Here is a 13,099-nt window from a genome sequence, read left to right as displayed (position 1 = left end):
CTACCCTATTTCAGGAATCGTTGCATTTCCAAATTTAGTTTGTACCTCGTCAAACGCAGCAAAAACATCTTTAGGATCATCAGAAGTAACCATTTTCATTCTGTGTTCTTTAAAATGTGGAATTCCCTTAAAATAGTTTGTGTAGTGTCTTCTTGTTTCTACAACACCTAAATGTTCACCTTTCCAATCTATAGCCATTTCTAAATGACGTCGTGCCATATCAACACGTTCAGAAATAGTTGGTTTAGATAAATGTTTACCAGTTTTAAAATAATGTTTCACTTCATTAAAAAACCAAGGGTATCCAATAGAAGCACGACCAATCATACAACCATCTAGTCCATATTTGTCACGCATTTCCATAGCTTTTTCAGGAGAATCAACATCACCATTTCCAAATACAGGAATATGCATTCTAGGGTTATTTTTCACTTCAGCAATAGGAGCCCAGTCAGCATTACCTTTATACATTTGAGCACGTGTACGTCCATGGATAGAGATAGCTTTACATCCCACATCTTGCAAACGTTCGGCAACTTCAATTATTCTAATAGAATCATGATCCCAACCTAAACGAGTTTTTACGGTAATAGGTAAGTTTGTGTGTTTAACCATGGCCTCAGTAAGAGAAACCATCAAATCAATATCTTTTAAAATTCCAGCTCCAGCACCTTTAGAAACTACTTTCTTAACAGGACAGCCAAAATTAATATCAATAATATCCGGATTCGTTTTTTCAACAATCTCTACAGAACGCAACATCGAGTCTAGATTAGCACCAAAAATTTGAATCCCAACAGGGCGTTCTTTTTCGTAGATATCTAATTTCATTACGCTTTTAGCTGCATCGCGAATTAATCCTTCCGAAGAAATAAATTCAGTATACACTACATCAGCACCGTTTTCTTTACATAAAGCTCTAAACGGTGGATCACTCACATCTTCCATTGGCGCTAACAATAGCGGAAAATCAGGAAGTTCTATGTTACCTATTTTTACCATGCTGCAAAGTTACTTTTTTTTGAGTAATTACGTATATTTCGCCTTTTAACTCACAAACTTTTTTATTGAAACTGCCTTTTGAGCCCATTTTGTTCGGTTACACGGTTAATATTCATCTTATTTTAGAATATTTAGCATTCTTTTTAGCTTTTCGTTATTATGTTTTCTTACGTAAGAAAAGGAAAGATTATATTTCTTCTAATAACAGATTGTCAATTATTTTAGGAGCTGCTGTAGGAGCTTTTATTGGTTCTCGATTAGTTGGAGTATTAGAAAATCCTTTAGTAACTTTTTCAGCAAAAAACGTCATTCAATTATTAAATGTAAAAACTATTATGGGAGGCTTATTTGGCGGTTTAATAGGGGTAGAATTAGCAAAAAAAATAATAGGAGAAACAAAATCATCTGGTGATTTGTTTGTGTTTCCTATAATTGCTGGAATTTTTATAGGGAGAATAGGGTGTTTTCTTTCAGGAACAAATGAGTTTACCTATGGAATTGAAACTACTTCTTTTTTAGGTATGGATTTAGGTGATGGAGTGTTAAGACATCCAGTTGCATTATATGAGTTGGTGTTTTTAATAGGGGTGTTTTTTTGCTTAAAAATCATACAAGAACGTCATACTTTACAATCAGGAGAACTTTTTAAGTTTTTTATGTTGGCATACTTTGGTTTTCGCTTTTGTATAGAGTTTTTAAAACCGAATACCTTTTTTGTGTTAGGGTTAAGTACTATTCAAATACTATGTATAGTTTGTTATGTATATTACACGAGATTTATAATTCAAAAAATAAAAAATGCCAGAAAGAAAATATAACTACTATGATTTTACACTGAGCTTGTGTCCTGAATGTTTAAAAAGAGTAGATGCCAAAATTGTTTTTGAAGATGACAAAGTTTATATGCTTAAACGTTGTAGAGAACATGGGAATTCAAAAGTGTTAATAGCAGATGATATTGAATATTATAAAAATATCAGAAATTACAATAAACCTAGTGAGATGCCCTATACGTTTAACACAAAAACAGATTATGGGTGTCCTTACGATTGTGGTTTGTGTCCAGATCATGAACAACATTCGTGCTTGACTGTTGTTGAGGTTACGGACAGGTGTAACTTAACTTGCCCTACCTGTTACGCTGGCTCATCACCTACTTATGGACGCCATCGAACTTTAGAAGAAGTAAAAGCGATGTTAGATGCTGTGGTGAAAAATGAGAAAGAACCAGATGTGGTACAAATTAGCGGAGGAGAACCAACTATACATCCACAGTTTTGGGAAATTTTAGATTACGCAAAATCGCTTCCAATTAGGCATTTAATGTTAAATACAAACGGAATAAAAATAGCTAAAGATCTTGCTTTTGCAGAACGTTTGAAAACGTATACGCCAGATTTTGAAGTATATTTACAGTTCGATTCTTTTGAAGATAGTGTATTGAGAGAGTTGAGAGGAGCAGATTTGAATGAAATTCGTAAACAAGCGCTCGAAAACTTGAATAAGTTAAATCTATCAACAACTTTGGTAGTTACTCTTCAAAAAGGACTAAATGACCATGAAATAGGTAAAGTAATTGATTATGCTTTACAACAAAAATGTGTTCGTGGTGTTACTTTCCAACCAACACAAATAGCGGGAAGATTAGAAAGTTTTAATCCAGAAACAGATAGAATGACGCTTACAGAAGTCAGAAGAAAAATCATGGAACAAACTGATGTTTTTAATACTGACGATTTAATTCCAGTACCTTGTAACCCTGATGCTTTGGTAATGGGGTATGCTCTTAAGTTGGGAGGAGAAGTGTTTCCGTTAACACGCTATATTAATCCAAATGACTTATTAGATAATAGTAAAAACACGATTATTTACGAGCAAGATGAAGCCTTGCATGGAAAAATGATAGACTTATTTAGTACAGGGAATTCTGTTGAAGTGGCTGAAGAAAATTTAAAATCTATTATGTGTTGTTTACCAAATATTGATGCACCAGAGTTAGGGTACGATAATTTATTTAGAGTTATAATCATGCAGTTTATTGATGCTTATAATTTTGATGTACGAGCGGTAAAAAAATCATGTGTACACATAGTAGATAAAGACAATAAAATTATTCCTTTTGAGACAATGAATCTCTTTTACAGGGATGATAAAAAAGAATATTTAGAAAAGTTAAGACAAGAAATATAAGAAAAAGGATATGGTATTTTTAGAAGTAGGCGATCTTTCAGGCTTATTCGTAATTATAGGTTTAATAATGTTTGGTCCACCCGTGTTACTAGCTGTTATTGGAGCAGCTATTAGAAAAAAAAGTAAAACAGCCTCAAAAATATTTTACATACTAGCAGTTTTATATCTGATAATCGGATTAGGTATATGTGGTGGTATACTTAGTTAAATAAGTTAAAAATGATGTTTAATTTTCGCTATTTATTTTGTTTGTAGTAGCCTGCAAATAAAGTATCTTTGCAAATTACAAGTAGTTAGAATTACGACGAATGAATCCATGATAGGTATTGAGTAAACAAAAGTTTATGTTGCATATCTAGAAATGGCTTGAGAAACTTTATATTGATGAAGAACATTAGAAATTTTTGCATTATTGCACATATTGACCATGGTAAAAGTACCCTTGCAGATAGATTGTTAGACTATACGGGGTCAGTTACTGAGCGTGAAAAACAAAATCAGTTACTTGATAACATGGATTTAGAACGTGAGCGTGGAATTACCATTAAGTCACACGCCATTCAAATGGACTATGTTTATGAAGGTGAAGATTATATACTAAACCTAATTGATACTCCAGGTCACGTAGATTTTTCTTATGAAGTTTCTCGTTCTATTGCAGCATGTGAAGGAGCATTATTAATTGTAGATGCGGCACAAAGTATCCAAGCACAAACTATTTCTAACCTGTATTTGGCGTTAGAAAATGATTTGGAAATCATTCCAGTATTAAATAAAGTAGACTTACCATCAGCTAACCCTGAAGAAGTAACAGATGATATTGTAGATTTATTAGGATGTGAACCTGAAGATGTAATTCATGCAAGTGGAAAAACAGGTTTTGGAGTAGATAATATTTTAAAAGCCATTATTGAAAAAATTCCTGCGCCTAGTGGAAATCCTGATGCACCTTTAAAAGCATTGATTTTTGATTCAGTATACAATTCATATAGAGGGATTGAAACTTACTTTAGAGTAATTGATGGTTCTATCAAAAAGAATCAACAAATAAAGTTTATGGCTACTGGTAGACAATATGGAGCAGATGAGGTAGGAACTTTGAAATTAAGTCAAGTTGTAAAAAACGAAATAAAAACAGGTGATGTAGGGTATTTAATTACAGGGATTAAAGCAGCAAAAGAAGTAAAGGTAGGTGATACTATTACAGATTTTGCAAATCCAACTACAGATAGAATTGAAGGGTTTGAGGATGTGAAACCAATGGTATTCGCAGGAATTTACCCAGTAGATACTGAAGATTATGAAGAGCTTCGTGCTTCGATGGAAAAACTCCAGTTAAACGATGCTTCGTTGGTATTTCAACCAGAAAGTTCAGCAGCACTTGGTTTTGGTTTCCGATGTGGATTCTTAGGGATGTTACACATGGAAATTATTCAAGAGCGTTTAGAGCGTGAATTTAATATGACGGTAATTACTACGGTTCCTAACGTAAGTTACCATGCATTCACGAAGAAAAATCCTGATGAAGTTATTATAGTAAATAACCCATCAGATTTACCAGATCCATCAAAATTAGATAGAGTAGAAGAGCCATTTATTAAAGCTTCAATTATTACCAAGGCTGATTTTGTAGGACAAGTAATGTCACTTTGTATTGAAAAAAGAGGACAGATTGTAAATCAAACCTATTTAACTCCAGAGCGAGTTGAATTAATATTTGATATGCCATTAGCAGAAATCGTTTTTGACTTCTATGATAGATTAAAAACTGTGTCTAAAGGTTATGCGTCGTTTGACTACCATCCAATAGGAATGCAAAAATCGAAATTAGTTCGTGTAGATATGTTACTTAACGGACAAATAGTTGATGCACTTTCAGCTTTATTACATGATAGTAATGCGTATTCAATTGGAAAACGTATCTGTGAGAAGCTAAAAGAATTGATTCCTCGTCAACAATTTGATATTCCTATTCAAGCTGCTATTGGTGCAAAAATCATCGCCCGTGAAACGGTTAAAGCTTTACGTAAAGATGTAACTGCAAAATGTTATGGAGGAGACATTTCTCGTAAGCGTAAATTATTAGAAAAGCAGAAAAAAGGTAAAAAACGTATGCGTCAAGTTGGTAATGTAGAAATTCCACAGCAAGCGTTTATGGCAGTATTGAAATTAAACGATTAAAAAAAGGAAGCTTTAAAGCTTCCTTTTTTTAATCGTTTAATTGATTACTTCATCAGTAACTATTTCATCACCAAAATCAGAAAGATCAGTACAATTAATAGTATTGGCGCTTTCTCCTTCAGGAATATTTATAGTGGTAGTTGAAATTTCATTTCCTTTAATAGATGATGTAACAGTAGCGGTTCCATCTCCGTTGTCACACACCTCAATGTCAATCCCAGTTTCTGCAATGTTTAAACAAGTTTTGCAGTCTTTTTGAGGAGTATCGTCATCGGAACAAGCGATAAAAAAGATAGAAGTTACCATAGCAATTGATAAAATAATTTTTTTCATAGTTAAAAATTTAATAATTAATATTTAAGGGACGAATATATTCATTTTAAGATTAACTATTTGTGAAGTTTTTGGAAAAAAAATATATAAAATAAGCCCCTCGTTTTAAATTTATCAAAACGAGGGGCTTATTTGGTTGTATTTCTAAATAAAATATTAATTTAATCTCTATTTCCTAAAACTTGTAAAGCCCAATATAATAGCATCGCTAAAGAACCTAAAGCAGCAACTAAATAAGTTCTTGCAGCCCATTTTAAAGCATCTTTAGATCCAGCTAATTCTTCATGAGTAACCATGTTTTTATTCTCTAACCAAGCTAAGGCTCTATTACTTGCGTCATATTCAACAGGTAAGGTTATAAAGCTGAAAATAGTACCTAAAGCCATAAAAGCTAAACCAGCTAGTGCTATATAAAAACCAATACCCGTACTACCAGAAGCAGCACCAAAAGCGATACCACCAATTACCATCCATTGAGAAAAGCGTGAGGTAATGCTTACCATTGGTACTAGTTTAGAACGCATTTGTAAGTATTGGTAAGCTCTAGCATGTTGTACTGCATGTCCAACCTCGTGTGCAGCAACAGCAGCTGCGGCAGCATTTCGTTGGTTGTATACAGCTTCACTTAAGTTTACAGTTTTGTTTTGTGGATTATAATGATCTGTTAACCTACCTGGTGTAGAAATTACTTGTACATCAGAAATTCCATGGTCAACTAGCATTTTTTGAGCAATTTCAGCACCACTCATTCCATTTCGTAAATGAACTTGAGAGTATTTTTTAAACTTGTTTTTTAACGTATTACTCACTAACCAACTGAAAAGAGATATAATACCAATTAGAATATAAAATCCTATCATAATCTATATAGTTTTAAAATTTTGTATCATTTTTGTTGGTTAAATTTACAACATAAATTATTCCAAAATATTAACGGTATAAAAAAATGTCAAAATGGCAAATCAACCTAAAATTTTAATAGTTTACACAGGCGGAACTATTGGTATGGTTAAAGATTATAATACGGGCGCATTAAAAGCGTTTGATTTTAGTCAAATATCAAGTAAAATCCCAGAATTACAGCAGATTAATTGTGAAATCAATACGATATCGTTTGACGAACCTATTGATTCTTCTAACATGAATGTGGCCTATTATATACAAATAGCAGAAATAATCTCTGATAATTATGACAAGTTTGACGGATTTGTAGTGTTAACAGGCTCAGACACCATGTCGTATACATCGTCAGCAATAAGCTTTATGTTTGAGAATTTACAAAAGCCTGTGATTTTTACGGGATCACAATTACCTATTGGAGATTTACGTACAGATGCTAAAGAAAATTTAATAACATCTATACAAGTTGCATCAGCCTATGAAAATGGTAAACCTGTTATTCAGGAAGTAGGGTTGTATTTTGAGTATAAACTATACAGAGCTAATAGAACTACAAAAATAAATGCCGAACAATTTGAAGCGTTTGCTTCTATGAATTATCCACCCTTAGCAGAAAGTGGAGTGCATTTAAACTTTAATTATCCATTATTACTTAAGTCTAAAGAGAATCAAAATGATTTAGTAGTAAGAAAGAACCTTGATAATCACGTAGCTATTTTAAAGTTGTTTCCAGGAATTACAGAGTCTGTAGTGAGAAGTTTTATGAATATCCCAGATTTAAAAGGTATTATTTTAGAAACTTACGGATCAGGAAATGCACCAACTGAAAAATGGTTTGTTGATTTATTAGAGGAATCGGTAAGCAAAGGAATTTACATTGTTAATGTAACTCAATGTAAAGGAGGAAGTGTAATTTTAGGACATTATGAAACAAGTTCAGAATTAAAACGCATTGGTATTGTTGATGGTAAGGATATTACAACAGAAACAGCCATTGCAAAAATGATGTATTTGTTAGGAGAAAAGCTTTCAAAAGAAGATTTTACGCATTATTTTCAAACACCCCTAAGAGGAGAAATGGCATAGTTTGTAAATAAATCGTTAATTTTGTGTTTGTAACTGCTTGAAATACTATAGAAAAGAGTTAAAAAAGGTGTGGTTAATAGAAATCCTATAGATTTTTTTTAATGTACCAACATTTTTTTGTTACTTGCCACTCTGTAAAATTAAAAGCGTAATAAGTACAAGTAAAGAATCACTTATTTATAAAAAATTAAGTTTTTCATGGTAAAATTTGTATTTTTAACCCGTTAACTATTTAAAATTAATTATAACAAAATGAAAAAAGTAGTAAATATCCTAACTATTACAGGATTTATGTTTTTAGGAGCTATTCAATCAACTTATGCTCAAGAAGCTGAGAAAACTTTTCACCAAGAGTTAAAGCAACGTTTTATTGAAGGAGACCCTAAGTTTATGGGAATTGTATTGGTAGCCTTAATATTAGGTTTAGCTATTGCAATTGAAAGAATTATTTATTTAAACATGGCTACAACTAATACTAAAAAATTAGTAGCTAGCGTTGACGAAGCATTAAGTTCAGGTGGTGTAGAAGCTGCTAAAGAAGTTTGTAGAAATACAAAAGGTCCTGTTGCCTCTATCTTTTACCAAGGTTTAGAAAGAGCTGATGAAGGATTAGATGCTGCTGAAAAAGCTGTAGTAGGATACGGTGGAGTACAAATGGGATTATTAGAGAAAAACGTTTCTTGGTTATCTTTATTTATCGCATTAGCACCAATGTTAGGATTCATGGGTACTGTAATTGGTATGATTGATGCATTCGATAGAATTGCTGTAGCAAACGATATCTCTCCAGCAGTAGTAGCAGGTGGTATTAAAATTGCATTATTAACAACAGTATTTGGTCTTATCGTAGCGATTATTTTACAAATTTTCTATAACTACATTATTTCGAAGATTGATAGTATCGTTAACAACATGGAAGACGCATCTATCTCTTTAATCGATTTATTAGCTAAGTATAAAAAATAATCAATCAATATGAATAGTAAAATATTAACATTACTAGTAGCTGCAATTTCACTAATCGGTGCTGCATTGTTCTTAAATGTAGCAAGAATAGATAAAGAAGATGTAGAAGCAGTATCAAGTGCTGTTTCTCCTTTAGTAACTTATTCTTACTGGTTATTGATTGGAGTGGTAGTAACAGCAGTTGCAGCCTCAATGTGGGGTATGTTTAAAAATCCTGCAGCATTAAAAAAGGTATTATTAGGTGTTTTAGCATTAGCAGTTCTTTTTGCTGTATCTTATTTCTTGTCTTCAGATGCACAAGTAATTGGAGCAGATGGAGGAAAATTAGCAGCTCAAGGAAGTACATCTAAATGGGTAGGAACAGGAATTACATACAGCATTATCCTAGGAGGAATTGCTGGTGCATTCTTTGTTTGGGATTTATTAAAAGGAATCGTTAAATCGTAAGTTAATATGGCAAGAAGAGAAAACCCAGAAATTAATGCAGGTTCGATGGCAGATATTGCCTTCTTGCTACTTATCTTTTTCCTTGTAACAACAACTATGGATGTTGATTCAGGTATCCCTAAAAAGTTAGCTGAAAAAACTGATGTTAAGCCACCAATTATTAAAGAGAAAAATATTTTTCAAGTAAGCATTAACCGAAATAATCAACTTTTAGTTGAAGATCAGGCAATGGAGTTGAAAGACTTAAAAGATGCTGCTATTAAATTTATTGATAATGGTGGGGGTATTGGTAACCCAATGCCAGGAATGGAAGCAGGAACTACTTGTAATTACTGTAAAGGTGATAAGGATCCTGAATCATCAGATCATCCAACTAAAGCTGTAATCTCTGTTGAAAGTGATAGAGGTACTGAGTATGGTACTTATGTTGCTGTACAAAATGAGTTATTAAGAGCTTATACAGAATTACGTAATAGATTATGCCAAGAAAAATATGGTATGAGCTTTACAGAATTAGAACAAGCTTTCAAAGATAGCGCAAGAAAAGATGAGTCATTAAGAAAGAAAGTTGAAGATATTAAGGCGAGTTACCCTCAAATTATTTCTGATACAGACCCAACAAATGTTCAATAATAGTAAAACAATAGAGTATGTCTAAATTTAAAAAGAAGAAAAAAGGATTGCCTGCTGTATCTACGGCATCTTTACCAGATATTGTTTTCATGTTATTATTCTTCTTCATGGTAACTACTACTATGAGAGAAACAGATTTACAAATTGATTCACCTCGTTTACCAAGTGCAAGTGAAGTAAAAAAACTTGAGCGTAAAAGTTTAGTGAGTACAATTTATGTTGGTAAAGCTAAAGACCCAAAGTATGGTACAGGATATAATAGAATACAGTTAAACGATAAAATAGCTACTCCTGATGAAGTACCGTCGTTTATATATCTTGAAAGAGATAATGTTTCTGAAGCTGAAGTACCATTTATGACAACTTCTATAAAAGCAGATAGAGAATCGAGTGTAGGTACATTAGCCGATATTCGTGAAAAATTAAGAGATGTTAATGCTCTTAAATTAAGTTTATCTACTCACAAGGGAGATGTTATTAAGAAGTAATTACTTTTAAATAAAACAAAAAGAGCAATCATTAGATTGCTCTTTTTTTATACAAAAAAGGTATATTTATCGTTAGATAATTATCTATGAAGTACATTTTAAGTTTTTTTGTGTTTTTTCTGCCTTTAAATATTTTTAGTCAGAAAGATTCTTTACAGTTAGGTGATAAGTATTGGGAAGATCAATTATATATTGATATAACTTATAACTTATTGCAAGATCAGCCTGAAGAAATAGGTAGAACAGGTTTTTCATATGGTTTAGCAGCTGGATATATGAAAGATATACCTTTCAATAGTAAAGGAAAAACAGCTATAGCTTTCGGTTTAGGCTATAGTTATGATTCATTTAATCATGGATTAAAAGTGTTAGATGGTAGTGTTAAAGAGTTTGAAACTGATCCTGATATTACATCCAATAAAATTAAACTTCATAATTTAGAAATACCTATCCAGTTTAGATGGCGATCTTCAGATGCTAATACGTATTCATTTTGGCGTTTTTATGCTGGCTTTAAAGTTTCTTATAACATAAGTAATAGTTTCCGATACGATTTACCAACTGGACAAGTTAGTTTTTCAAATGCTGAGAAATATAACAAATGGCAAACAGGTTTAACTCTATCCGCAGGTTATGGTACATTTAACTTTCATGTATATTACGGTTTGTCACCAATGTTTAAAGATGTTAGCTTGAAAGGAAAGCCAATTAATAGTAAAATAGTTAAACTTGGTTTAAGTTTTTATCTTCTATAAAGCATAATAAGCTATAAAAGGAGCTATTAAGCCAATAAAAAAACCAAGATATACTTCTTTAACAGTGTGAGCTTTTAGGTGTAATCTAGAGCTTGCAAGAAGCCCTGCTAAGAAAATAAACGATATAATTACAGGAAGCACATAAACAGCTTGTATTTGTTGAAATAATAAGAAATATCCAACAGCTACTCCCATTGATAACAAATGAAGGCTTCCTTTAATCTTAAAAGGAAATAGTAAGTAAATAAATACTAAACCAAATACAGTCCCGTAAAATAAGTAGCTAATTTCCTTTACAATACTCATACTTGCAAACATTTTTCCTAAAATCAAAAATAAAGTCATCATAAAGAAAATAGGAAATTTTCGTTCGTTGATACTGTGTACACGAAATGATTTTATATAACCAATAGACTTTAAAAAAACTAATAAAAGCATTGGTATAAGATAAGTAGCTACAAAAACTATAGCCAATATTGTGTATTGTTGCTGCTTATTCAATCCTATTGGAGAAAGAAAGAAATACAAAAGAATCCCTATAGTAGGCATTACAATAGGGTGAAGAATTGTTGATATGAATTTATGCCAACGCATTAAATTTCTTTACGTAATCTAGCGACAGGAATGTCTAATTGTTCACGATACTTGGCAACAGTCCTTCTTGCAATAGGATACCCTTTCTCTTTTAAAATTTTTGACAATTTTTCATCAGTAAGAGGTTTTCGTTTGTCTTCCTCTTTAATCACTGTTTCTAGAATTTTCTTAATTTCCTTGGTTGAAACATCTTCACCTTGGTCATTTTTCATCGATTCAGAAAAGAATTCCTTAATCAACTTCGTACCATAAGGTGTAGAAACATATTTGCTACTTGCAACACGAGAAACAGTTGAAACATCCATGCTAATCTCATCGGCAATATCTTTTAAGATCATTGGCTTAAGCTTACGCTCATCACCTGTTAAAAAATATTCTTCTTGACGATGCATAATAGCATTCATTGTTACTAAAAGTGTCTGCTGACGTTGTTTTATAGCATCAATAAACCACTTTGCAGCATCTAACTTTTGCTTTATAAAGAGTACAGCATCTTTTTGAGATTTAGTTTTCTCTTTAGAGTCCTGATACCCCTTTAACATGTTGTTATATTCTCTAGAAACATGTAATTCTGGAGCATTACGAGAATTTAAAGTTAAATCTAAGTTGCCATCAATAATTTTTATTGAAAAATCAGGAACTATTTGCTCTGCAATTTTATTATTTCCAGCGTATGAACTTCCTGGTTTTGGGTTTAGTTTGCTTATTTCGCTAATAACATCCTTTAATTGTTCTTCAGAAATACTGAATTTTTCTAAAAGTTTCTTGTAGTGTTTTTTAACAAAATGATCAAAAGCTTCTTCTAAAACTCTTATAGCTAATGCTCTACTTTCATTCTCAGATTTAGCTTTTAATTGAATAATTAAACATTCTTTTAAGTTCAGAGCACCAACACCAGTAGGATCTAACTTTTGAACAACATTTACCAAAACATCTTGTACCTTTTCTTCAGTAGTAAAAACATTTTGGGTAAAGGCTAGGTCATCAACAAGATCTATAATATCTCTACGAATATATCCGCTATCATCGATGCTACCCACTAAAAACTCAGCAATAGCACGTTCTTCTTCGTCAATTCTAAAAGTGTTTAATTGATTTTTTAATGATTGATGAAAGCTAGTACCAGCTGCATAAGGAACTTGTTTATCCTCATCATCTGAAGAATAGTTATTCGTTTGTGTCTTATAACTAGGGTATTCATCGTCACTTAAATATTCATCAATATTTATATCTTCTGCATCAATTTTTTCATTACCTGAATCATCATAATCAACATCATTGGCTAAAGAGTCTTCAAAATTTTCAGGTTCATCTTTACCTGTATCCAATGCAGGGTTTTCTTCAATTTCTTGTTTCAAACGTTCTTCAAAAGCTTGTGTAGGCAACTGAATTAACTTCATCAACTGTATTTGTTGTGGAGATAATTTTTGAAGTAATTTTTGATGTAAACTTTGTTTTAGCATATATACAAAGATATGAAATAGGACAAAAAAAATCGTCATTCGTAAAGGAATGACGATTGAT

Annotated in this window: 14 protein-coding genes; 9 read left to right on the top strand and 5 right to left on the bottom strand. The window is 32.0% G+C overall.

The genetic code is table 11. From position 1 onward, the window contains the following. Nucleotides 1-1,002 carry a tRNA dihydrouridine synthase DusB gene (gene dusB / locus C8N27_RS03370; RefSeq protein WP_099215721.1) on the bottom strand — a complete coding sequence of 334 codons (1,002 nt, stop codon included), beginning with the start codon at nucleotides 1,000-1,002 and terminating at the stop codon, nucleotides 1-3. A 65-nt stretch (nucleotides 1,003-1,067) separates the two neighbouring features. On the opposite strand from dusB, the gene C8N27_RS03365 reads away from it, so the two are divergent. The 3 genes from C8N27_RS03365 to lepA all read left to right on the top strand — a co-directional run bounded on the left by C8N27_RS03365 (nucleotide 1,068) and on the right by lepA (nucleotide 5,373). After that, nucleotides 1,068-1,820: a prolipoprotein diacylglyceryl transferase gene (locus C8N27_RS03365; RefSeq protein ID WP_121146262.1), complete on the top strand. Its 753-nt coding sequence runs from the start codon at nucleotides 1,068-1,070 to the stop codon at nucleotides 1,818-1,820. Then, nucleotides 1,801-3,192, top strand: a complete 1,392-nt coding sequence (locus C8N27_RS03360; protein WP_121146261.1) for a radical SAM protein — start codon at nucleotides 1,801-1,803, stop codon at nucleotides 3,190-3,192. The genes C8N27_RS03365 and C8N27_RS03360 overlap by 20 nt, the downstream gene beginning before the upstream one ends. A 384-nt stretch (nucleotides 3,193-3,576) precedes the next feature. Next, on the top strand, nucleotides 3,577-5,373 hold the full coding sequence (gene lepA, locus C8N27_RS03350; protein ID WP_047789984.1) for a translation elongation factor 4: 1,797 nt from the start codon (nucleotides 3,577-3,579) through the stop codon (nucleotides 5,371-5,373). Between the two features lie 36 nt (nucleotides 5,374-5,409). On the opposite strand, the gene C8N27_RS03345 is transcribed toward lepA, so the two are convergent. Together C8N27_RS03345 and C8N27_RS03340 are read right to left on the bottom strand one after the other, a co-directional pair. Beyond that, on the bottom strand, nucleotides 5,410-5,706 hold the full coding sequence (locus C8N27_RS03345; protein WP_121146260.1) for a hypothetical protein: 297 nt from the start codon (nucleotides 5,704-5,706) through the stop codon (nucleotides 5,410-5,412). A 161-nt stretch (nucleotides 5,707-5,867) separates the two neighbouring features. After that, nucleotides 5,868-6,566, bottom strand: a complete 699-nt coding sequence (locus C8N27_RS03340; RefSeq protein ID WP_121146259.1) for a zinc metallopeptidase — start codon at nucleotides 6,564-6,566, stop codon at nucleotides 5,868-5,870. A gap of 94 nt (nucleotides 6,567-6,660) precedes the next feature. Here C8N27_RS03340 and C8N27_RS03335 point away from each other — a divergent pair, with 94 nt between their 5' ends. The 6 genes from C8N27_RS03335 (at nucleotide 6,661) to C8N27_RS03310 (ending at nucleotide 10,981) form a co-directional block, all read left to right on the top strand. Then, nucleotides 6,661-7,692: an asparaginase gene (locus C8N27_RS03335; RefSeq protein ID WP_121146258.1), complete on the top strand. Its 1,032-nt coding sequence runs from the start codon at nucleotides 6,661-6,663 to the stop codon at nucleotides 7,690-7,692. Nucleotides 7,693-7,944: 252 nt separating this feature from the next. After that, nucleotides 7,945-8,658, top strand: coding sequence for a MotA/TolQ/ExbB proton channel family protein (locus C8N27_RS03330; protein WP_121146257.1), 714 nt, complete (start codon nucleotides 7,945-7,947; stop codon nucleotides 8,656-8,658). A gap of 9 nt (nucleotides 8,659-8,667) precedes the next feature. Then, nucleotides 8,668-9,105, top strand: a complete 438-nt coding sequence (locus tag C8N27_RS03325) for a hypothetical protein (protein ID WP_121146256.1) — start codon at nucleotides 8,668-8,670, stop codon at nucleotides 9,103-9,105. Between the two features lie 6 nt (nucleotides 9,106-9,111). After that, a complete protein-coding gene (locus C8N27_RS03320) occupies nucleotides 9,112-9,738 on the top strand; it encodes an ExbD/TolR family protein (RefSeq protein ID WP_047789989.1) in 627 nt (208 codons plus the stop codon). 17 nt (nucleotides 9,739-9,755) lie between these two features. Beyond that, the gene (locus C8N27_RS03315) at nucleotides 9,756-10,226 is read left to right on the top strand and encodes an ExbD/TolR family protein (RefSeq protein ID WP_099215733.1); all 471 of its coding nucleotides are present in this window, start codon (nucleotides 9,756-9,758) and stop codon (nucleotides 10,224-10,226) included. 86 nt (nucleotides 10,227-10,312) lie between these two features. Continuing rightward, a complete protein-coding gene (locus C8N27_RS03310) occupies nucleotides 10,313-10,981 on the top strand; it encodes a porin family protein (RefSeq protein WP_121146255.1) in 669 nt (222 codons plus the stop codon). Here the strand turns inward: C8N27_RS03310 and C8N27_RS03305 are convergent. Further along, entirely contained in the window at nucleotides 10,976-11,575 is a 600-nt protein-coding gene (locus tag C8N27_RS03305) for a hypothetical protein (RefSeq protein ID WP_147431697.1), read from the bottom strand. The genes C8N27_RS03310 and C8N27_RS03305 overlap by 6 nt on opposite strands. Continuing rightward, on the bottom strand, nucleotides 11,575-13,038 hold the full coding sequence (gene rpoN / locus C8N27_RS03300; protein WP_121146253.1) for an RNA polymerase factor sigma-54: 1,464 nt from the start codon (nucleotides 13,036-13,038) through the stop codon (nucleotides 11,575-11,577). The genes C8N27_RS03305 and rpoN overlap by 1 nt, the downstream gene beginning before the upstream one ends. Between the last annotated feature and the right edge of the window lie 61 nt (nucleotides 13,039-13,099).

Origin of the sequence: Tenacibaculum discolor (assembly GCF_003664185.1) — a bacterium.
Classification (GTDB): domain Bacteria; phylum Bacteroidota; class Bacteroidia; order Flavobacteriales; family Flavobacteriaceae; genus Polaribacter; species Polaribacter discolor.
Note: the sequence above shows the minus strand (reverse complement) of the source record. Positions and strands in the feature narration are given on the sequence as shown.